The 19,806-nt window shown below is 72.0% G+C and carries 20 protein-coding genes and 1 pseudogene; 14 read left to right on the top strand and 7 right to left on the bottom strand.

What is annotated here, in order from left to right:
• Positions 1-20: 20 nt before the first annotated feature.
• Positions 21-335 carry a hypothetical protein gene (locus tag ABZT49_RS08680; protein WP_355285385.1) on the bottom strand — a complete coding sequence of 105 codons (315 nt, stop codon included), beginning with the start codon at positions 333-335 and terminating at the stop codon, positions 21-23.
• 255 nt (positions 336-590) lie between these two features.
• Between ABZT49_RS08680 and ABZT49_RS08675 the strand changes: the two genes are divergently transcribed.
• The 4 genes from ABZT49_RS08675 to ABZT49_RS08660 all read left to right on the top strand — a co-directional run bounded on the left by ABZT49_RS08675 (position 591) and on the right by ABZT49_RS08660 (position 4,894).
• On the top strand, positions 591-1,835 hold the full coding sequence (locus ABZT49_RS08675; RefSeq protein WP_407943463.1) for a L,D-transpeptidase family protein: 1,245 nt from the start codon (positions 591-593) through the stop codon (positions 1,833-1,835).
• A gap of 389 nt (positions 1,836-2,224) precedes the next feature.
• The gene (locus tag ABZT49_RS08670) at positions 2,225-3,253 is read left to right on the top strand and encodes an SDR family oxidoreductase (RefSeq protein WP_355285383.1); all 1,029 of its coding nucleotides are present in this window, start codon (positions 2,225-2,227) and stop codon (positions 3,251-3,253) included.
• Positions 3,254-3,325: 72 nt separating this feature from the next.
• Positions 3,326-4,189 carry an MBL fold metallo-hydrolase gene (locus ABZT49_RS08665; RefSeq protein WP_355285381.1) on the top strand — a complete coding sequence of 288 codons (864 nt, stop codon included), beginning with the start codon at positions 3,326-3,328 and terminating at the stop codon, positions 4,187-4,189.
• A gap of 168 nt (positions 4,190-4,357) precedes the next feature.
• Entirely contained in the window at positions 4,358-4,894 is a 537-nt protein-coding gene (locus ABZT49_RS08660; protein ID WP_355285380.1) for an AAA family ATPase, read from the top strand.
• A gap of 28 nt (positions 4,895-4,922) precedes the next feature.
• On the opposite strand, the gene ABZT49_RS08655 is transcribed toward ABZT49_RS08660, so the two are convergent.
• Both ABZT49_RS08655 and ABZT49_RS08650 read right to left on the bottom strand, forming a co-directional pair.
• Positions 4,923-5,903 carry an oxidoreductase gene (locus ABZT49_RS08655; RefSeq protein WP_355285378.1) on the bottom strand — a complete coding sequence of 327 codons (981 nt, stop codon included), beginning with the start codon at positions 5,901-5,903 and terminating at the stop codon, positions 4,923-4,925.
• 61 nt (positions 5,904-5,964) lie between these two features.
• The gene (locus ABZT49_RS08650; RefSeq protein WP_355285376.1) at positions 5,965-6,342 is read right to left on the bottom strand and encodes a hypothetical protein; all 378 of its coding nucleotides are present in this window, start codon (positions 6,340-6,342) and stop codon (positions 5,965-5,967) included.
• 222 nt (positions 6,343-6,564) lie between these two features.
• Here ABZT49_RS08650 and ABZT49_RS08645 point away from each other — a divergent pair, with 222 nt between their 5' ends.
• Positions 6,565-6,945 carry a response regulator gene (locus ABZT49_RS08645; RefSeq protein WP_355285374.1) on the top strand — a complete coding sequence of 127 codons (381 nt, stop codon included), beginning with the start codon at positions 6,565-6,567 and terminating at the stop codon, positions 6,943-6,945.
• 25 nt (positions 6,946-6,970) lie between these two features.
• On the opposite strand, the gene ccmB is transcribed toward ABZT49_RS08645, so the two are convergent.
• Positions 6,971-7,639, bottom strand: coding sequence for a heme exporter protein CcmB (gene ccmB / locus ABZT49_RS08640; protein WP_093568823.1), 669 nt, complete (start codon positions 7,637-7,639; stop codon positions 6,971-6,973).
• A complete protein-coding gene (gene ccmA, locus ABZT49_RS08635; RefSeq protein ID WP_355285372.1) occupies positions 7,639-8,298 on the bottom strand; it encodes a heme ABC exporter ATP-binding protein CcmA in 660 nt (219 codons plus the stop codon). Before ccmA ends, ccmB begins: the two co-directional genes overlap by 1 nt.
• 377 nt (positions 8,299-8,675) lie before the next feature.
• Between ccmA and acnA the strand changes: the two genes are divergently transcribed.
• From acnA to ABZT49_RS08590, 9 genes are all read left to right on the top strand, one after another.
• Positions 8,676-11,375 (top strand): aconitate hydratase AcnA, encoded by a 2,700-nt coding sequence (acnA, locus tag ABZT49_RS08630; RefSeq protein WP_355285370.1) that lies wholly within the window; start codon positions 8,676-8,678, stop codon positions 11,373-11,375.
• Positions 11,376-11,518: 143 nt separating this feature from the next.
• Positions 11,519-11,824, top strand: a complete 306-nt coding sequence (locus tag ABZT49_RS08625) for a hypothetical protein (RefSeq protein WP_093568820.1) — start codon at positions 11,519-11,521, stop codon at positions 11,822-11,824.
• A 108-nt stretch (positions 11,825-11,932) separates the two neighbouring features.
• A complete protein-coding gene (locus ABZT49_RS08620) occupies positions 11,933-12,622 on the top strand; it encodes a metal ABC transporter permease (RefSeq protein ID WP_355285368.1) in 690 nt (229 codons plus the stop codon).
• A gap of 290 nt (positions 12,623-12,912) precedes the next feature.
• On the top strand, positions 12,913-13,125 hold the full coding sequence (locus ABZT49_RS08615) for a NepR family anti-sigma factor (protein WP_355285366.1): 213 nt from the start codon (positions 12,913-12,915) through the stop codon (positions 13,123-13,125).
• Between the two features lie 160 nt (positions 13,126-13,285).
• A complete protein-coding gene (locus ABZT49_RS08610; protein ID WP_355285364.1) occupies positions 13,286-14,491 on the top strand; it encodes an alpha/beta hydrolase in 1,206 nt (401 codons plus the stop codon).
• Positions 14,492-14,722: 231 nt separating this feature from the next.
• A complete protein-coding gene (locus ABZT49_RS08605) occupies positions 14,723-15,328 on the top strand; it encodes a glutathione S-transferase (protein WP_355285362.1) in 606 nt (201 codons plus the stop codon).
• A gap of 232 nt (positions 15,329-15,560) precedes the next feature.
• Positions 15,561-15,767 (top strand): hypothetical protein, encoded by a 207-nt coding sequence (locus ABZT49_RS08600; protein ID WP_355285361.1) that lies wholly within the window; start codon positions 15,561-15,563, stop codon positions 15,765-15,767.
• 105 nt (positions 15,768-15,872) lie between these two features.
• Positions 15,873-16,661 carry an SDR family oxidoreductase gene (locus ABZT49_RS08595; protein ID WP_355285359.1) on the top strand — a complete coding sequence of 263 codons (789 nt, stop codon included), beginning with the start codon at positions 15,873-15,875 and terminating at the stop codon, positions 16,659-16,661.
• Positions 16,662-16,901: 240 nt separating this feature from the next.
• A complete protein-coding gene (locus tag ABZT49_RS08590; RefSeq protein ID WP_355285357.1) occupies positions 16,902-17,789 on the top strand; it encodes a DUF3313 domain-containing protein in 888 nt (295 codons plus the stop codon).
• Positions 17,790-17,800: 11 nt separating this feature from the next.
• Here ABZT49_RS08590 and ABZT49_RS08585 read toward each other — a convergent pair.
• Positions 17,801-18,290 (bottom strand): annotated as a pseudogene (locus ABZT49_RS08585) (DUF2269 family protein).
• A 3-nt stretch (positions 18,291-18,293) separates the two neighbouring features.
• Complete coding sequence (locus ABZT49_RS08580; protein ID WP_355285356.1) at positions 18,294-19,589, bottom strand: SDR family oxidoreductase; 1,296 nt, start codon at positions 19,587-19,589, stop codon at positions 18,294-18,296.
• Between the last annotated feature and the right edge of the window lie 217 nt (positions 19,590-19,806).

Raw genomic sequence — 19,806 nt, 5'->3', positions numbered from 1 at the left:
CCTGTCGGAAGGCCCCGATCCTACTCCTCCGGCGTTCCTTCGTCACCCGCCGACAGAACGGCGACGGCTGCCGCGATGCGGTCCCAGCCCTCCGCCAGGCGCGTGACCTCGACGATCAGCCGGTCGAGGGAAGCCGCCGCCTCGGCGCCCTCCGGGGTCGCCCGTGCCTCGGCAGAGACCGGGTTCTCCCGCAGGGCCGCGAGCTGGTTGCGCAGCTGGCCCCGCAGGGCGGCGAGGCGCCGGCGGCCGGCCTCCCCCGGCAGTGGTCCGTCCGCACCGTTCCCGGGTGCATCCTCCTCCACCAGCCGCAGCCAGCGTCGTCCGGTCTCGGGCATGGCAGCCTCCGTCCATCCGGGCCCCGTCGCGGGGCGTGACGGCCGATGCTGCGCGCCAGGAACGAACAAGAGATTAACGAAACCTTGAGAATACCGTACGGGCGAGGACGTCTCCGACGAAAAGATTCCTCTAGCCCGATGCGATCGAGACGGGATTGTCGTGGCGGGCCCGCTCTCGTCCACAGATTCTTAGCGCGAAAACCGCCACATTGCCGTGCCAGGCATGGGGCGGGCGTGCGGAGGGAGCGACGGGACATGGCCTTGCGGGGGCGGACGATCCTGGGCGTGGCCGGCCTCTCGGCGACGCTCCTTGCGGGCGCTCTCCCCGCTCACGCGGTCCCCAAGCACCTCGCCCCGGTGCCAGCCGCGACGGTCGCCGTGATGGCGGCGCGCGGCATGGCGCCCTCGGCGCCGGTGCTGCTGCGGGCCTACAAGCAGGAATCCGAGATCGAGGTCTGGAAGCGGGCGGCGGACGGCCGCTTCGTCCATCTCAAGACCTTCCCGATCTGCCGCTGGTCGGGCCAGCTCGGCCCCAAGACCCGGACCGGCGACCGGCAGGCGCCGGAGGGCTTCTATGCGGTCGCCGCGCGGCAGCTGAACCCGAACTCGGCCTATTTCCTCTCCTTCGACGTCGGCTATCCCAATGTCTACGACCGGGCCCATGGCGGCACCGGCTCGGCCCTGATGGTGCACGGCACCTGCTCCTCCGCCGGCTGCTTCGCCATGACCGACCGGCAGGTCGGCGAGATCTATGCGCTCGTGCGCGACGCGCTCGCCGGCGGCCAGGCGGCGTTCCAGTTCCAGGCCTTCCCGTTCCGGATGACCGCCCGCGCGATGGCGCGCCACCGCACCGACCGGCACATCGCCTTCTGGCGCCAGCTCAAGGAGGGCTCGGACCGCTTCGAGGCGACGGGCCGCGAGCCGCTGGTCGGCGTCGAGGGCGGGCGCTACGTGTTCGCCCCCTATCCCGACCCGGCGGTCGAGGCCCTGGCGGCGGCGCGGCGCAACGAGGAGGAGGCGCGCATCCGGGCCCTGGTCGAGGGCGGGGTGGAGGCGGTGCGCACCACCTACGCCGATGGCGGCCAGCATCCGAGCTTCACCGCGCTGCTGCGGCGCGCCTCGGCCTTCAATGCCGCCGCCGTCACCGGCACCACGGCCCCCGTGACGAACGCCACCGCCTACGCCCCCGAGGGGGCGCCGGCGGCGAGCCCCTTTTCGGCCTTCATCGTCCCGGCCGGCCTCGGCGACGTCAGCCGGCCCGAGGCCCTGGCGATGGCCGGGCGCGAGGTGGTGGTGATCCCGGCCCGCCGGCGCCCGCCCGCCCCGATCCACCCGATCCAGGTCGCGGCCGCCTTCGTGCCGCTGCCGGTGATCGAGACCGAGCCGTCGCCGTTCTCGCGCCTGCGCCTGGCGGAGGAGCCGTCCCGCCTCACCCTCGCGGCCTCGCCCGAGCCGGCCCGGCCGCGGTTCCTGACGGCGAAATTCGCGGCGTTGCCGTAGAGTCTTCTGAATCCCGCAGGATCGGCGTCGGTGCGGACAGGGAATCGCCGGGTCGGCGACGGAACGGGGACGTCCCGGCGCAGCGACGCGCTCCTCCCACGTCGCCGACCGGGCGCACCGGGCCGTCGCCGAGGGCGGGCCTTCCGGGATCGAGACCGGCGGTGGGGGTGGACGTGTGGGGCATCGTCGTGCCTGCCTTGCGGCGGGGCATTCTCCTGCGGAATGAATCTCGTCTCCACCGGCCGCACCTCAGGATGAGGGTGTGGGTGGGGCATGAATCGTCTTCGTCACGATGGTCTCGGTGACGCGCGGTGCGTCACCGCCGCACCCGAACCTCTCGCCCGCTCCCCGCATTGCCCGGCAGCTTTTCAAGCCTTCGGGAGGTGCGCGTGGCGCGGGTGGCAGTGGTGACGGGCGGCACGGCGGGGATCGGTCTGGCGACCGCCCATGCCTTTGCCAGGGAGGGCTGGTCGGTCGGCATCGTCGCCCGCGACGAGGGGCGCCTGCGCGACGCGGAGGCCGCGCTTCGCCGGCACGGCGGCGCCGTCCTGGCAATCTCGGCCGACGTCGCCGACGTGGAGGCGGTGAATGCCGCCGCCGACCGGTTCGAGGCCGAGCTCGGGCCGATCGACACCTGGGTCAACAACGCGATGTCGTCGATCGTGGCGCCGGTGCCCGAGATCGCGCCCGAGGAGTGGCGGCGGGTCACCGAGACCACCTATCTCAGCCAGGTCTGGGGCACGCTCGCGGCGCTCCGCCACATGCGGCCGCGCAACCGCGGCACCATCGTCCAGGTGAGTTCGGGCCTTGGGCTCCGGTCGATGCCGCTCCAGGTGCCCTACTGCGCCGCCAAGCACGCGGTGACAGGCTTCACCGACGGCCTGCGCTCGGAGCTGCTGCACGAGCGCGTCGAGATCGGCCTGACGGTGGTCTACCTGCCGGCGGTGAATACGCCGCAATTCGGCTGGGCCCGCACCCGCACGGGCGCCGAGCAGGACATCCCGGCCCCGGTCTTCGACCCCCGGCTCTGCGCCGACGCGATCCTGTTCGCCGCCAACAACCGGCGCCGGGACATCTGGGTCGGGCGCTCGACGGTGCAGATGGGGCTGATGCAGGTGGTCTCGCCGGCGCTCTCCGACCGGATGATGGCAAGCGGCTGGGACGCGCAGATCGGCGAGGCGGCGCCCGACAAGCCCGGCAACCTGTTTAAGCCCGCCCCCGGTCCGGCGGCGATCGACGGAAAATTCTCCGACAAGACGACGCCGACCCGCAGCGAGTTCTTCACCGACCGCCAGCGCGACGTCCTCGTCGCCGGCCTCGCGGCGGCCTGCATCGGCGGCGCGGCGGCGCTTGCCCTCGGCGCGGGGGCGGCGCGCCGTCTCGGCCGGCGCCGCCGGCTCCTGCCGCGGCTGTTCTGACGCGCGGCGTCGCCGGCGGAGGGGCGGCGCCCTATCTCGGAACTCTCCTCAAGGCTGCCCGATAGGTCTCGCGTGCCCGGTTACCTGCCCTTCGCGGGCGCCCTCAAGCTTCCGAGCTTCGTCTGCGACAATTGCGGCTTCTGGCAGCGCCACTTCGCGGCCCCGCCGAGCTGCCCGATGTGCCTCGACGCGCGCCACGTCGTGCCGCAGGATGGCTGGCGCTTCCGCGACGTCGCGGAGGCGCAAGCCTCGTTCCCGTGCCACTGGGAGGAGGTCGAGCCGGGGGTGTGGAAGTTCTGGAACGAGCCGGTCACCGGCATCGGGCCGATCGCCTACCTGATCGTCACGCCCGACGGCAATATGGGCTTCGAGGGCTGTCCGGTCTTCAGCGAGGCGGCGCTCGACCACATCGCGTCCCTGGGCGGCATGAAGATCCTGTCGGCCTCGCATCCCCACAGCTACGGCGCGCTGCCCCAGCTCCAGGACCGCTTCGACCCCGAACTCTGCCTGCCAGCCGCCGACTTCACCTGGAGCGCCGCGCTCCAGGTCTCCTGGCCCTACGACGACGTGCTGGAGCCCCTGCCGGGCCTCACCCTCCACCGCACCGCCGGTCATTTCGACGGCCACGCCGTGCTGCACGACACGACCCGCGGCATCGTGTTCTGCGGCGACGCGCTGAAGTTCGAGCTGAACCGGAAGAACCCGCGCGAGGCCCTGACGATCTCGGCCCACAAGGCCTTCGTGCGCGGCGTGCCGCTGACCCCCGCCGAACTGACCCGCTACCGCGCGGTCTTCGCCGCGCTCGATTTCCACCAGACCTGGACGCCGTTCGAGCAGGCGGCCAATGTCGGGCGCGCCGAGGTGCTGGCCCTCATCGACGCGATGCTGGCCTCGCGGCCGCACGCCTACCCGGTGCCGGTCGCGGAACTGGCGTGAGGGCCGGCAGCCTAGGTCTTCGTCGACGCCCGGACCGGCGCCTTGCCGGTTCCGGTCGCATGCCCTAAGGGCAGACCGGTGCCCATGAATGCCGGGACTCGCGATGCCGCACATGATCGGGTTGCCAGAGGCTGCTGCGCTGCTGCGCTGCTGCGCAGGGCTCGACGCGTGTTGGTCTTCGGCAGCTCCGGCGCCGGAAAGTCGACGCTCTCCTCTGCCCTCGGTCACCAGCTCGACCTGCCGCACCTCTCCATGGACCGGGACTTCTACTGGCTTCCCGGCTGGGTGGCTCGGCCCCGCGAGGAGTCCCGTGCTCTGATCGCAGCAGCGGTCGCGAGCGAGCGCTGGATCATGGACGGCAGCTTTCCGTCGAGCCTGGATCTGCGCCTGCCGCGCACCGATCTCGCGATCTGGTTGCGTCTGCCGCGACTGACCTGCCTCACCGGCGTGATTCGCCGTGGGTTCGTGCATCGCGGTCGGACCCGGCCGGACATGGCGCCGGGTTGCCCCGAGAGACTGCCGGACCGGGACTTCCTGAGCTACGTCTGGAACTTCGAACGGGACACGGTCCCCGCCATCATCCGCGGCCTCGACGCTCACGGTCCGCGCGTGCCGACGCTCGTGATCCGGTCGCGCCGCGAGGCCGACACGCTTGTCGCCGCGGTCGCGACCCGGTCGATGTGCCCGGATCACGCGACGGCGTAACCAGGCTCGAACGCCCGGGTTCTTCGGTTCACAGCCCGAACTGAGCGCCCGTATCGCCCGGGGTGACGAGGCTCCGGGCCCGGCTGCGCGAGGGCAGGAAGGGCAGGGCGGCGCAGGTGGCGCCGACGCTGTCGCAGAGCCGCTCGACCGCCCGCACGATGTCGGGCGGGCCGGCGACGTGAACGGTGTCGCTGCCGCGCAGGGTCGGCAGGTGAGCGGTGACGGGGCCGTGGCGCACGTCCGTCTGGCCGCGGCGGTCGCGGCTGGCCGCCAGGGTGAGCTGCTGCACGCCGGTGGTGCGCAGCCAATCGAGGCCGGGGCGCATGTAGAGGTCGTCGGCATCCGCTGCGCCGGCCACCACCACCATCTCGCGCCCGATCTCGAGGTGGCGCGCCGCCCGGGCGATGGCCCAGATCGGCGCGAAGCCGGTCTCGGCCGAGACCAGGATCAGGCGGCCGGGGCCGGGCCGGTACGGCGTGCCGCCGGCCGGTCCCTTGATCCGCACGGCGTGGCCGGGATGCACCGCCTCGCCGAGGGCGGGGCCGAGCGCCCCGCGGTCGCGGCGCAGGTGGAAGACGAGTTCGTTGAGCTCGGTGTTGCCGTCGATGCGCTGGGTCGGGCAGTAGGGCCGGGCCGGCAGCCCCGCAAAGGCGACCTCCACGGCCTGGCCGGGGGCGACGTCGAGGCTGCGCGAGACCGTGACCACCACCTCCATCACCGCGCCCGAGAGCGGGGTGGCGGAGAGCAGCGTGCCGGCGCGCTTGGCGGTGCGCAGGACCGCGAGGGGCGAGGGGGCGGGGCCCGGCCGGGTCGCGGCGCCGTCGCCGAGGCGGGGCCGGGCGCGGCTGGTGTTGCGCAGGCGCGGCAGAGCCTCCTGCAGCATGGAATCCTGGATCACGCCGTCGCGGCCGGCCGCGACCGTCCGGGGCAGCGCGGCATCGAGGGGCGTGTCGCCGGTCGCCACACGGACGGGCTTGCCGTTGACGACGAGCGAGCAGCGGGGGCTCATGGCCGTCTCCGTGCGACTGATCTGGCTTTGGGGCGTGACGGGGGGAGGGGCCACGCGCGTGTCAGCGCGGTGCGAACAGCAGGCGCTCGACCAGGGAGGCCCAACGGTCGCGGTCGGCGCGCAGATCCTCCTGCGTGTCCTCGTCCTGGGCTTGCTGGATCGACAGGGCCGCGACCTGCGCGCGCAGCTCCGCCGCAGCCTCGCGCTCGGAGCGCAGCACGGCCTTCATCACCTTGTTCTCGGCCTCGAGCTGGGCGACGAGATCGTCGACCTCCTCGAACTCCTCCTCGTCGGGCAGGGGCAGCCGGTAGGGCCGGGGGCCGAGCCAGCCCGGCGGGAGGAGCAGGCGCCGCACCAGATCGAAATCCGGGCCGGTCCGCCCCTTGAGATCCGGGCCGCTCCTCTCCTGGCCCGAGATGTCAAATGCCGCCTCGCCCATCGCCGCCTCTCCGCGCCTCGTGCCGTCCGTCCGGATCGCACCCGTTCGGGGTGCGCCGCCTCCGATCACGGCCAGGCTGACGATGCTGTCGTCATGGTTAAGGAGCGTTTAAGCACGACCCTCGCATTCGCGCGATTGACCGAACGGAGCCGGCGACACACTCTCGCCCCGCGACCCGGAGCGGACGGTGATTCGCTCGCCCCAGAACCCTTGGAGATCGCGATGCTGGACGGACGACGGGTGCTGATCGTCGAGGACGAGGCGCTCGTCGCCCTGGAGCTGACCGAGATCGTGACCGGCTCGAACGCCCACGCCGTCGGCCCGGCCCGCACCAACCGCGAGGCCCTGGCGCTGATCGACCTGGAGGAGATCGACGTCGCGATCCTCGACCTCAACCTCGCCGACGGCGAGGCGACGCCCACGGCCGAGTGCCTGATCGGCAGGGGCGTGCCGGTGCTGATCTGCACCGGCGGCGTGCTGCCGCGCGCGATGCGGCTGATGTGGCCGGACCTACCGATCCTGCGCAAGCCCCTCAACCCCGACCGCCTGGTCGAGGCCCTGGGCGCGCTCTGCGCCGAGCCGGTGGGCGGGGGGCGGATGTAGGGCGCGCGCCGCGCGATCCGACTCCCTACTCGCCCCACCGCAACGCCGCCGCCGCCGCCAGCGTCCCCACCACGCCCGCCGCGAGGCTGAGCGCCGCCAGGATCGCCAGCGGCGTCGCGAACGGCACCGTGCCGCCGAGTGCCGCATCCGTCGCGGAGACGCCGAAAATCAGGGTCGGCACCATCAGGGGCAGCACCACCACGGCGAGGATCAAGCCGCCGCGGCGGATCGAGGCGGTGAGCGCCGCCCCGACTGCGCCGATGAAGGTGAGCGCCGGGGTGCCGACGAGGAGAGTCAGGCTCGTCGCGGCCATGCCGGTGGGGCTGAGCGCGACGAGGAGCCCGAAGAGCGGAGTGGCGAGCGCCAGCGGCAGGCCGGTGGTGAGCCAGTGCGCCGTGACCTTGGCGAGCACCAAGAGCTCCAGCGGCGCGGGCGCGCCGGAGAGGAGGTCGAGGGAGCCGTCCTCCTCGTCGGCCTGAAAGAGCCGGTCGAGGCCGATCAGGGTCGCCAGCACCGCGGCGATCCACAGGATGCCGGGCCCGATCCGGGCGAGCAGGTTGAGGTCGGGCCCCAAGCCGAACGGCACCAGGGCGACGATCATCAGGAAGAACACCAGGGACAGGGCCCCCGAGCCGCCGATGCGGCCGGCGAGCCGCAGGTCGCGGGCGACCACGGCCAGGAAGGCGCGACCCATCAGAACGCCTCCGCGAAGGGATCGGCCAAAGGATCGGCGACCTGCTCGGACCGGGCGGCGCGGAACGCCTCGATCGAGAGGTCGCGCGCGCCCTCCAGCCCCAGGGCCTGGTGGGTGGCGGCGATGACGAGGCCGCCTTCCGCCAGGTGCTCGCGCATCAGCCCGGCCAGCGCCGCTTGCGAGGCCACGTCGAGGGCGGCGGTCGGCTCGTCGAGGAGCCAGAGCGGCCGGCGGCAGACGAGGAGCCGGGCGAGCGCCACCCGCCGACGCTGCCCGGCCGAGAGATAGGCCACCGGCAGGCCCGCCGCATGGGCGAGGCCGAGGCGGGCGAGCGCCGCGCGGGGCCCGAGGTTGGCGTCGCCCAGGAGGTCGCGGGCGAAGGCGAGATTCTCCTCCGCGGTCAGCGCCCCCTTCAGCCCGTCGCGGTGGCCGACGACGTGGAGGCATTCGGGGATCGTGCGCTCGCCCACCTCCTCGGCGACGAGGCGCCCAGCCTCCGGCCGCAACCGCCCGGCGAGGATCGCGAGCAGCGACGACTTGCCGGCGCCGTTGCGGCCGGTGACGGTCAGCGCTTCACCGGCCTCCAGGGTGAAGGAGAGCCCGGAGAAGATACGGCGGCCGGAGCGCCGGCAGGCGAGGTCCTCGGCGATCAGGCGCAAGGGCGGGGATCCAAGGGCAGGGGGCTCCGCGAGGGCGAGGGGATCGTCCGCGTTTACGCTATGGCTGCTCCGGCGAGAATGCGTGATTCCGCGGCCACCAGACCCGTAGCGGCCAGTTTCGAAGTGTTCTATACGCATCCCCGGCTGCGCCGCGCGACCTTCAGAGGCGTCCAAACCGTCCTTCGCGCATCCCAGTCCGGGCACCCCCGGGGCGGCGCGCGCACCGTCCGATTCTCGGCCGCAAGGCGAGAACGGGCGGCACACGGGTCTTCCCTGCGTCAGCCAGGGTCGAACCCGCAGCGCATCCGGCCGAACACTGACGTGTGGCGCAGGTCCTGCCTGCGCCGTGTTCGACAACCCCTCGCGAGGACCACGCCGTGGCATCGATCGACAGCTTCAAGGCTCGCCAGACCATCCAGGCCGGCGCGAAGACCTACACGCTCTATTCCATTCCCGAGGCCGAGAAGAACGGCCTGCCGGATGCGAGCCGGCTGCCCTTCTCGATGAAGGTGCTGCTCGAGAACCTGCTCCGCTACGAGGACGACCGCTCGGTCAAGAAGGCCGACATCGAGGCCGTGGTCGGCTGGCTGGAGAACCGCGGCAAGACCGAGGTCGAGATCGCCTTCCGCCCCGCCCGCGTGCTGATGCAGGACTTCACCGGCGTGCCGGCGGTGGTCGATCTCGCGGCGATGCGCGACGCCATGGTGGCGCTCGGCGGCGACCCGCAGAAGATCAACCCGCTCGTCCCTGTCGACCTCGTCATCGACCACTCGGTCATCGTCGACGAGTTCGGCACCCCGAAGGCTCTCGCCGACAACGTCGCGCTGGAATACGAGCGCAACGGCGAGCGCTACACCTTCCTGAAGTGGGGCCAGTCGGCCTTCGACAATTTTTCCGTCGTGCCCCCGGGCACCGGCATCTGCCACCAGGTCAATCTCGAGTACCTGTCGCAGACCGTCTGGACGAAGCCCTTCGAGGGCCATGAGGTCGCCTACCCGGATTCGCTCGTCGGCACCGACTCGCACACCACGATGGTCAACGGCCTCGCGGTGCTGGGCTGGGGCGTCGGCGGCATCGAGGCCGAGGCCGCGATGCTCGGCCAGCCGCTGTCGATGCTGATCCCCGAGGTCGTCGGCTTCAAGCTGTCGGGCAAGCTGCCCGAGGGCACCACCGCCACCGACCTCGTGCTCACCGTGACCCAGATGCTGCGCAAGAAGGGCGTGGTCGGCAAGTTCGTGGAGTTCTACGGCCCCGGCCTCGACGACATGTCGGTCGCCGACCGCGCCACGATCTCCAACATGGCGCCCGAATACGGCGCGACCTGCGGCTTCTTCCCGGTCGACCAGAAGACCATCGACTTCCTGAAGGTCACCGGCCGCGCCGACGACCGCATCGCCCTCGTCGAGGCCTACGCCAAGGCGCAGGGCATGTGGCGCGACGCCCAGACCCCGGACCCGGTCTTCACCGACACGCTCGAACTCGACATGGGCGACGTGAAGCCCTCGCTCGCTGGCCCGAAGCGTCCCCAGGACCGGGTGCTCCTCGACGGCGCGAAGCCCGGCTTCGCCCAGTCGATGGAGACCGAGTTCAAGAAGGCCGCCGACATCGCCAAGCGCTACCCCGTCGAGGGCGCGAACTTCGACATCGGCCATGGCGACGTGGTGATCGCGGCGATCACGAGCTGCACCAACACCTCGAACCCGAGCGTGATGATCGGCGCCGGCCTGCTCGCCCGCAACGCCGTCGCCAAGGGCCTGCGCTCGAAGCCGTGGGTGAAGACCTCGCTCGCCCCCGGCTCGCAGGTGGTGGCGGAGTACCTCGACAAGGCCGGCCTGCAGCCGAGCCTCGACGCGCTCGGCTTCAACCTCGTCGGCTTCGGCTGCACCACCTGCATCGGCAATTCGGGCCCGCTGCCGGCGGCGATCTCGAAGTCGATCAACGACAACGACGTCGTGGCCGCCGCGGTGCTCTCGGGCAACCGCAACTTCGAGGGCCGGGTGAACCCGGACGTGCGGGCGAACTACCTCGCCTCGCCGCCGCTCGTCGTCGCCTACGCGCTCGCCGGCTCGATGCAGATCGACATCACCTCCGAGCCCCTCGGCACCGGCTCGGACGGCAAGCCCGTCTACCTGAAGGACATCTGGCCCTCGACCGCCGAGGTGCAGGAGTTCATCGAGGCCAACATCACCTCGACCCTGTTCAAGTCGCGCTACGCCGACGTGTTCGGCGGTGACCAGAACTGGAAGGACGTCGAGGTCACCGAGGCCGAGACCTTCGCGTGGAACGGCGGCTCGACCTACGTCCAGAACCCGCCCTACTTCGTCGGGATGGAGAAGACCCCGAAGCCGGTGGAGGACGTGGTCAATGCCCGCATCCTCGGCCTGTTCCTCGACTCGATCACCACCGACCACATCTCCCCGGCCGGCAACATCCGGGCCGCGTCCCCGGCGGGCGCCTACCTGCAGGAGCACCAGGTCCGGGTGCAGGACTTCAACCAGTACGGCACCCGCCGCGGCAACCACGAAGTCATGATGCGGGGCACCTTCGCCAACATCCGCATCAAGAACCAGATGGTGAAGGACGAGTCCGGCAGCGTGGTCGAGGGCGGCTACACCCTCTACCAGCCGTCGGGCGAGCGGATGTTCATCTACGACGCGGCGATGCGCTACGAGCGGGAGGGCACCCCGCTGGTGGTGTTCGCCGGCAAGGAGTACGGCACCGGCTCGTCGCGCGACTGGGCGGCGAAGGGCACCAAGCTGCTGGGCGTCCGCGCCGTGATCGCCGAGAGCTTCGAGCGCATCCACCGCTCGAACCTCGTCGGCATGGGCGTGGTGCCGCTGGTGTTCCAGGGCGACACCTCCTGGGCCTCCCTCGGCCTGAAGGGCGACGAGACCGTGACCATCGAGGGCCTGGCCGGCGAGCTGAAGCCGCGCCAGACGCTCACCGCCAAGATCACCTCGGCCGACGGCTCGGTGAAGGAGGTCCCGCTGACCTGCCGCATCGATACGCTCGACGAGCTCGAGTACTTCCGCAACGGCGGCATCCTGCCTTACGTCCTGCGCCAGCTCGCGGCGTAAGGATTGGTCCTCTCCCCTCGGATGAATCCGGAGGGAGAGGTTCCGCAGACCCGGGAGCCCGTGACAGGCTCCTGGGCAACCGCCACATCACGGGGGCCTTTTCCGGCGGGAAAGGCCCCCGTCCCATTCTCGGGAGAGCCGCGATGAGCCCGGACGACAAGATCAACGGCCTGACCACGCTCTCGGCCCGCCACGGCGAGATGATCGCCCGGCTCTCCGAGGCGCAATCTGACGTCGCCGCCAAGCAGGTGGCGCTGCAGATGGCGGTGCGCTTCGTCGCCGGCATCCTACGCGGGGTCGATTCCGACCATTACCGCCACCAGCTCGGCGGCTTCCTCGCCATGCTGGAGGATGCGCTGACCCGCGAGGATCCGGATTCCGACCTCGCCCGCCGGGTGCTCGACACCGTGAAGGCGACCCTGGAGCCGGAGGAAGAAGAGGACGCGTGAGGCGGCCTCGCGCGATCACTTGTGCGCGAGACGATGGCCGGCACCGGGGGTGCGGACCATAACAGCCGGGGCTCCTCGCATCCGGAGCCCCGACTCCCCGGAGCTTTCATGACCATCCTCAGGACGATCGCGGCCGCCGGCCTGACCCTCGCGGCAAGCGCCGCCGCCCTGGCCGCGCCGCAGGTCGAGCGCCTGCGCGGCACGATCGAGCGCGTCGAGGCGGACGCTGTCACCATCCGCACCCGCGCCGGCGCGACGGAGACGATCCGCCTCGGCACCGGCACCCGGGTGTCGCAGCTGGCGCCGGCGAGCCTCGACCAGGTCAAGGACGGCAGCTTCATCGGCACCGCCGCCAAGGCCGGCGACAAGCCCGGCGATCCGCCGGTCGCCCTCGAAGTGCTGATCTTCCCCGAGGCCCTGCGCGGCGCCGGCGAGGGCCACTACCCTTGGGACCGGCTGCCGGACGGCGCCGGCAGCGGACAAGTTGAGACCAGCATGACCAACGGCACCGTCAAGGCGCCCCAAGTCACTCCCCCCGAAGTCGAGACCAGCATGACCAACGGGACCGTCGCGGGCGGCGTCAGCGTCGGCGGCGGCCGCACCATCACGGTCTCGTACAAGGGCCAGAGCCTCGCCGTCGCGGTGCCGCCGGGCACCCCGGTGGTGATGCTGGAGCCGGCCGACCGGGCAGTGCTGGTACCGGGCGCCAAGGTCTTCGCCTCGGCTGTGCGCGACGGCGACCGGTTCGAGGCGCGCAGCATCTCGGTCGGCAAGGACGGCCTGACGCCGCCGATGTAAGGCCGGATCGGATCCTCGATTACGGCCATGGTTAACGGGAATTAACCCACGCGAATCACGACGAGAACGGGTTCGGCCCCGGGCGGAAACGCTCGGGGCTGCACCCGTTCCGTGTGCGTGCCCGAAAATCGGGCGCAACTGCCCCCCGGGAAGTGCGTTGACCAGGGCGAGCCGGGGACCCGGCGCCGGAAATCAACCTCAAGTCGTCGAGCCGCCCGGCGCCGGTCAGCGTCGCAGATCCCATCCCTTTTTCCTGACGGAGCCGGGACCCCCGTTCCCGTAATCGCGCCATGAAGATGATTCAGAGCAATCACGCCGCGAGCTTCGGCCAGACGCACCCGACCGCGTCGTCCCTGGCCGACGCGTTGCTGCTCGCCAAGCTCGGGCACGACTTGCGGGCGATGTACACCGACGTGACCGACGAGCCGGTGCCGCGGGAACTCGACGCCCTGATCGGCCGGCTGCACGCCGTGCTCGGCGACGAGCCGGAGGGGCGGGACTAGATCCGCTCCGAACTCCGTCCTGCTCTCCCGCGGATTGGAGCGTGACTGTACCGCGGAAGCGACAAGCCACAGAACGGTGAGGCTCCGGCGCGATCACGCCTTGAGTGCGGGCGCGAAACAGTGTGGGGTGCGCGTCCCGAGCCGTCAGCCCCCCAGCCTCATGCCATCGCTCTCCCGCATCCGCCTCGCTCTTCCGCTCGCCCTCGCCCTCGCGGTGTTCGGGGCTGCGCCCGGCGCGGAGGCGGCCACGCCGCCCGCCCAGCCGAAGGAGGGGCCGGGAGGCCAAGCCTACGCCGCCGCGAGCGTGGTGAAGCGGGCCCTCGGCCGGGCCGGCGCGGTGACGCTCGCCTATTACGGCAATGGCGCGGCCCCGGCGCAGGGACGGCCGGTGGCGGTGATGCTGCACGCCTGGGGCGCGGTGAACCCACAGGCCTACGGCGCCTGGATCGAGCATCTGGCGCGCTCGGGCTATCTCGTCCTGTTCCCGCGCTTCCAGGAGGTGGGCCGCACGCGGCCGGTGGATGCGAGCGGCCTCGCCGCGACCCTGGTCAAGGATGCGCTCGCCGAACTCGCCGGCGACCAGGAGGCCAAGCCCGACACGAGCCGGGTGGCGCTGATCGGTCACCTCGCCGGCGTGCCGCTGGCGGCGAACCTCGCGGCCCACGCCAAGGAAACCGGCCTGCCGGTGCCGCGGCTGATCTTCGGCGCGATGCCGGGCGGCATCGCCCGGGACGACAAGGCCCGGGGCATCGCGCTCCACGACCTCAACGCCATCGACCCCGCGACGCTGATCGTCACGGTGATCGGCGACCGGGACGCCCGCGCCGCCGACATCGCCGCGCGGCGGGTGATGCGGGAGGCGAGCGCCGTGCCTGTCGACCACAAGCTGATGGTCCGCGCCCTCTCCGACGACCACGGCTTCCCGGCGCTTTCGGCGACCCTGGCCGCGCCGGCCGGCGGCAACCCGGCCTACGATGTCGGCCAGCTGAAGCTGCCGACCCCCGACCCGAAGCAGAAGCCAGCCCCGTTCAAGTGGTCGGCCGACATGACCCTCACCGGCGAGCAGACCGTCCTGGTCGGCCAGATCAACGCCGCCGGCACCGACAGCCTCGACTACCTCGCCTTCTGGAAGACCTTCGACATGGCGGCGGCCGCCGCGTTCTCGGGCCAGAATGCCGCGAGCCTGAAGAGCAACCCGCGCTTCATCGACATGGAGCGCTGGAGCGACGGCTGGCCGGTGCGCCGCCTCAGCCTCGAAACCCCGCGCCCGCCGGCTCCGGCGAAGCCCGCGGCGGCCGGTGCCGCACCGCCGGCGCCGGCCGCGCAGAAGCCCGCCGCGAAGCCGGCGGCCGGGCGGGGGCAGTGAGCAAGGCGAAAAGGATTGTCGGCCAAGAATCGCCGACGAATGGTTTCACCCCACCCAGAACCTCATCCTGAGGTGCGAACGCAGTGAGCCTCGAAGGAGGCCTCCAGAAGTCTCAGTTATCTCTGGAGGCCTCCTCCGAGGCTGCTACGCGCAGCGATCTTCGATCGCCGGTCACCTCAGGATAAGGTCGTGGGTAGGATTGTGTAAGATCAAGAAACAGGAGGAAGTCCCGTGAAGCTCTTCTACGCCAAGACCTCGCCTTTCGTCCGCAAGGTGCTGGTCGTCGCCCACGAGCTCGGATTATTCGAGCGCCTGGAGCTGCTGCCGGCGGCCGCCCATCCGATCAACCGCGACGCCACCATCCGGGCGCAGAACCCGCTGGCGCAGGTGCCGACCCTGATCCTCGACGACGGCACGGCGCTCGCCGACAGCCGGGTGATCTGCGAGTACCTCGACCATCTCGGGCAGGGCGGCGTCTTCCCGGCCCCGGGTCCGGCGCGCTGGGCGGCGCTCACCGCGCAATCGACCGGCGACGGCCTGCTCGATGCGGCCCTGCTCTGCGTCTACGAGACCCGGGTGCGCCAGGAGAGCGAGCGCTCGCCGGCCTGGGTCGGCGGCCAGCGCGAGAAGATCGTCGACGCGCTGGCGCGGATCGAGGCGGCGGCGCCCGGCCTCGGCGAGCGGGTCGACATCGCCAGCATCACGTATGGCTGCGCGCTGGGCTATCTCGACCTGCGCCTGCCCGATCTCGGCTGGCGCGAGCGCGCCCCGGCGGCGGCGGCGTGGTACGCGGGCTTCGGCGAGCGGCCCTCGATGCAGGCGACGCGGCCGGAGTGATACCATGGCCGGAAGGGATCTTCCGGCCATGGTATCACGAGCCCGCGCGGTGAAGCCGTAGGCTTCACACGTTTGAGCGATGCAAAAATCCTGTGAGGAAAGCTCTGGCGCGCCTTTTGCTCCCTCGAGATTGACCGGCTTCGGGCAAGCTTGCCCGGGCCTCATGGTCGCGCCGCGTTCCGCCGGCCGGCGGGATGACGCGGCGGCTTATTCGTCCGCGGGTCTCTCGCTCATGAACGACTTCGTCGCGCTCCTCCTCGCCGCCCTGACCTTCTGCCTCGGCTACTGGGCCGCCGGCCTCGTCGTCCGCTTCGCCGTGCGGCACGAGCTCGGTCACGTCCACCTGGGGGAGGGCAGCCTGGCCCAGCTCTGCTTCGCCCTGGCGGTCGCGGTCGCGGCCTGGCGCTTCTCCAGGAGAGCCGGTCCCGCCGGCGCCTGATCCCCGGGCGCCATCCATGCGGGCGGCGTCTGGCCGCCCTGCTTCGCCGCCCGTTGCGCGGCGCGATCCTTTTGCGAGTCTCCGTCGAGGACGGAGGCTCGGGCCATGTCGACACGCCTGCTGAAGAAGACCGCGATCGTGTTCGGGGCGGGCTCCGCCGGCACCGGCTGGGGCAACGGCAAGGCGGTCGCGGTCGCCTTCGCCCGGGAGGGCGCCCGGGTGATCTGCGTCGATCTCGGGCTCGCCGCCGCTGAGGAGACGGCGCAGATCATCGTCGAGGAGGGCAACGAGGCCGTGGCGCTCTGCGCCGACGTCACCGATTACGACGCGGTGGCGGGTGCGGTGGCGCTCGGCGAGAGCCGCTTCGGCCGCATCGACATCCTGCACAACAATGTCGGCCTGCCGGAGGCCGGCGGCCCGGAGGATCTCGACGAGGAGACCTGGCGGCGGGCGATCGAGGTCAATGTCGGCGGCGTCTGGCGCACCTGCAAGGCGGTGCTGCCGGGGATGCGGGCCCGGCGCTCGGGCGCGGTGGTCAACATCTCGTCGGTCGCCTCGCGGCGCTGGACCGGCACCCCGACCTTCGCCTACGCGGCCGCCAAGGCGGCGGTGAACCAGGCGACGGTGTCGGTGGCGATGCAGTATGCCCGCGACGGCATCCGGGCGAACGCGATCCTGCCGGGCCTCCTCGACACGACGCTGGCCGACGAGTGCCGGGGCGCCGGCACCCCGGAATCCGGCCGCGACCGCCGGGTGCCCCTCGGCCGCCTCGGCGAGGCCTGGGACATCGCCCATGCGGCGGTGTTCCTCGCCTCCGACGAGGCACGCTTCATCACCGGCGTGTGCCTGCCGGTCGATGGCGGCCAGAGCTGCAGCATGGCGGCGCTCGCCTGACCGGTCCCGGTAGGGTCCTGCCCTTCGGAAACAATGTGGCCGAAGCGTTACAGCCGGGGCCGAAGCGCGTGTTCCGGCCAAGCTCGGCTTCCCCGATCCCGCGGCGAAGGTTAGGCTCAAAGGCATAACGGCGCGGCGAGTCCGGACGGGCCCGCCCTTGCGCCGCCGGGAGCCGGCCTTTCGGGAATCCTCGTCGGGATCCCGTGGGTGCGGCTTCGCGCGATCCGGGAAAGCGACCGAATGCGGACGACCATCAAGGCTGCCTTGAACGCGCGGGCCGCCCGCCGCGTCGCGGCCGTGACGACCCTGGCGCTGCTCGCGGGCTGCGCGACGCCGGTGCTGACCCAGACCGGCCTGCTGACCCGCTACGACCACCTGACGGCGAGCGAGGCGACCGCCACCAAGTCGCGGATCTTCATCGACAAGGCGGCGATGGCCCAGGTGCGGACCGTCCGCATCATCCCCACCGTCTTCAGTGCCGCCGTCTCCGGCCCGGGCGTGACCGAGCAGGAGCGCCGGGTCGTCGCCAACGCCGCCGACCGGGCGCTCTGCTACGAGCTGTCGCTGCGCTACGACGTGGTCTCCTCCGGCCCGGCCGACCTGACCGTGCGGGCCAACATCACCCGCGCCAGCCTCACCAACGTGCCGGCCTCCGGCGTCGCGGTCGGCGCCTCGGCGGCGATCACGATCGCCGCTCAGGTCGGCGTCGGCTTCGCCGACACGATCGGCAAGGTGCCGGTGCCGCGCCTGCCGATCGGGCTCGGCGACCTCACGGTCGAGGCCGAGGCCCTCGACGCCCGCCGCCAGCAGCGCGCCGCGATGGTCTGGGCCGGGGGCGCAAACTCCTTCACCAACCAGGCCCGCTTCTCCCCGGTCGCCGACATCTACGACCTCGCCGGCGATTTCGGCCAGGATTTCGGCTCGTACCTCACCACCGGCGTGGACCCGTTCGAGTCCGAGCTCACCATCCCGACCTACGAGCGCATCCGCGTGACGATGCTCGGCGAGATGCCGCGTGATCCCGACTGCCAGGCCTTCGGCCGGGCGCCCGGAATCGACGGCATCGTCGGCGATTCGTTCGGCCTGCCGCCGGACTGGACCGACAAGGGGCCGACGGCCGGGCGGTGACCGGGATGGCTCTAAGATAGGGACGGCTTGGCGGTCATCAGCCAGAGGATCGCCAGCATCGCCGCGAAGGCTGGCCAGCCGCAGGCGAACCAGATCCGGAACAGCCGGTCATAGGCCGGCGGCAGCAGCCCTTCCTCCGCCGCGGCGGCCCGCGCCAGGTCGCGCATCCGCAGTTGGATCGCCACCACCGGCAGCCAGAACAGGCCGACGACGCCGTAGAGCGCGATCGAGGCGAGGAGCCAGCCCTCGCCGAGCGGCCAGCCGACGCGATAAGCGAGGGCGAGGCCGGTCAGCGGCTGCGCGACCGCCGCGGTCGCCGTGAACACGGCGTCGGCGATCACCACGGTGCCGGAGACATGCGCGACGAGACGAGCGTCGCGGGTGCGGTGCGCCACCAGCATGAAGAAGGCGATGCCGGCCGGTGCCGAACAGCACCGTCGCGCCGATCACGTGCAGCCAGCGCAGGAGGTCGGTCCAGGGCACGAGGTCGTCCCACGGCATCGCTCAGCGCTCCGCGGCGAGCGCCAACGCAACCAGCGCCAGGAGCGCGGCGGGCAATGTCTTAACGTAAGTCCCGAGCGGATCGGCCCAGAGGTCGGGGGCGAGCACCGTCCCGGCCGCCAGGTAGGCCAGGGTGCCGCCGATCATCGCCAGCGCGGCGAGCGGCATGAGGCGCCGCACCATTATGGCGGCCCCGAGGACGAGATCGAGGACGATGCCGCCCGCGACCGCCGCCTGGGCGGTGGCCACGCCGACGCCGCGCTCCGTCAGCACCGCCGCCGCCGCGTCGAACCGCAGGAGCCCGACGAGGCCCGAGACGAGCCAGAACAGGGCGAGGCCGCCGACGATCGCCGGCTTCAGGAGCCAGAGCCGGCCGAACCAGCGTTCCTGCACCGTGGAGGGCAGGCGGCGCAGGCTGGCGCGCAAGCCCGTCGGGTCCGGCCCGCCCACCCGGCGCCAGGGGCTTGGATCGCCGGTGACACCGTCGGTGACCTGGACAAGGGCTGTGCTGCGCAGCGGCGAGCACCAGCCGAGCCGGCCGAGCCCGTCGCAGATCGCGACCACCGGCCGCACGAGGAGGCGCGGCACCGCGACGATCGGGGCCGGCTCGTGGCCGAGCCAGGCCCGGAACGCCGCCGCCACGTCGCTCAAGCCGTGGGCCTCATCCTCGACGAGGTCGTAGGCGGCCCTGACCGGAACCCGTCCCTCCAGGCCGAGGCGCACGGCCTCGGCGACGTCGCCCACGTGCACGGTCTGGATCGGCCCCGCGCCGCCGACCACCGGCAGGATCAGCGGCGTGGAGGCGAGCGCCCGCAACAGGGCGGTCCCGCCATAAGCGGTGGGGGCGAGCACGAGGCCGGGGCGCAGGATGATCCAGTCGAGGTCGAGCCGGCCCAGGGCGGCATCGGCCGCGGCCTTGGTGCGCATGAAGGCGGTCCGCGCGTCGGGCGTAGCGCCGACGGCCGAGACCTGCACGACCCGCCGGAGGCCAGCTTCGGCGCAGGCGCGGAACAGGGCCCGCATGGCGGTGTCCTGGACGGCCCGCACGTCGTCGCGGGGTCCGTCCTGCAGCACGCCGGCGCAGTTCACCACCGCGTCGCAGCCGGCGATCAGCGGATGCCACGCGGCCGCCTCGCATAAGGTCGCGATGTCGCGCTCGATCCAGGTCGCCTCGGGAAAGCGGCGCCGCGCGGTTCGGGTGTCGCGCCCGAGGGCGACCACGGCGTGGCCGGCCTCGACTAGGCGTGCGAGCACGGCGGAGCCGATCAGGCCGTAGCCGCCGAGTACCAGGATCCTCATCGGGCGACGGCCTTCGGGTGGTGGACGGCGCCGTGCCGCGTCACGCGCCGGACCCCTTCATGGCCGAGGGGTGGTGAGGAAAATGCGAATAGGGGCCGCGGCGGCGCCGGCCATTCCGAGCTTCGCCGACGATGCAAAGGTGCTGGAACGAGATCGGCGCGGGAATCCCCTCCCTGCGAGCGCAGGGCTGTCCGGGGAAAATTCGTTTTAAAATCAA

The organism is Methylobacterium sp. EM32, from assembly GCF_040593685.1.
In the GTDB taxonomy this organism is placed as follows: domain Bacteria; phylum Pseudomonadota; class Alphaproteobacteria; order Rhizobiales; family Beijerinckiaceae; genus Methylobacterium.
The sequence above is the reverse complement of the archived record's forward strand: the minus strand, read 5'-3'. Positions and strand labels throughout refer to the sequence as shown.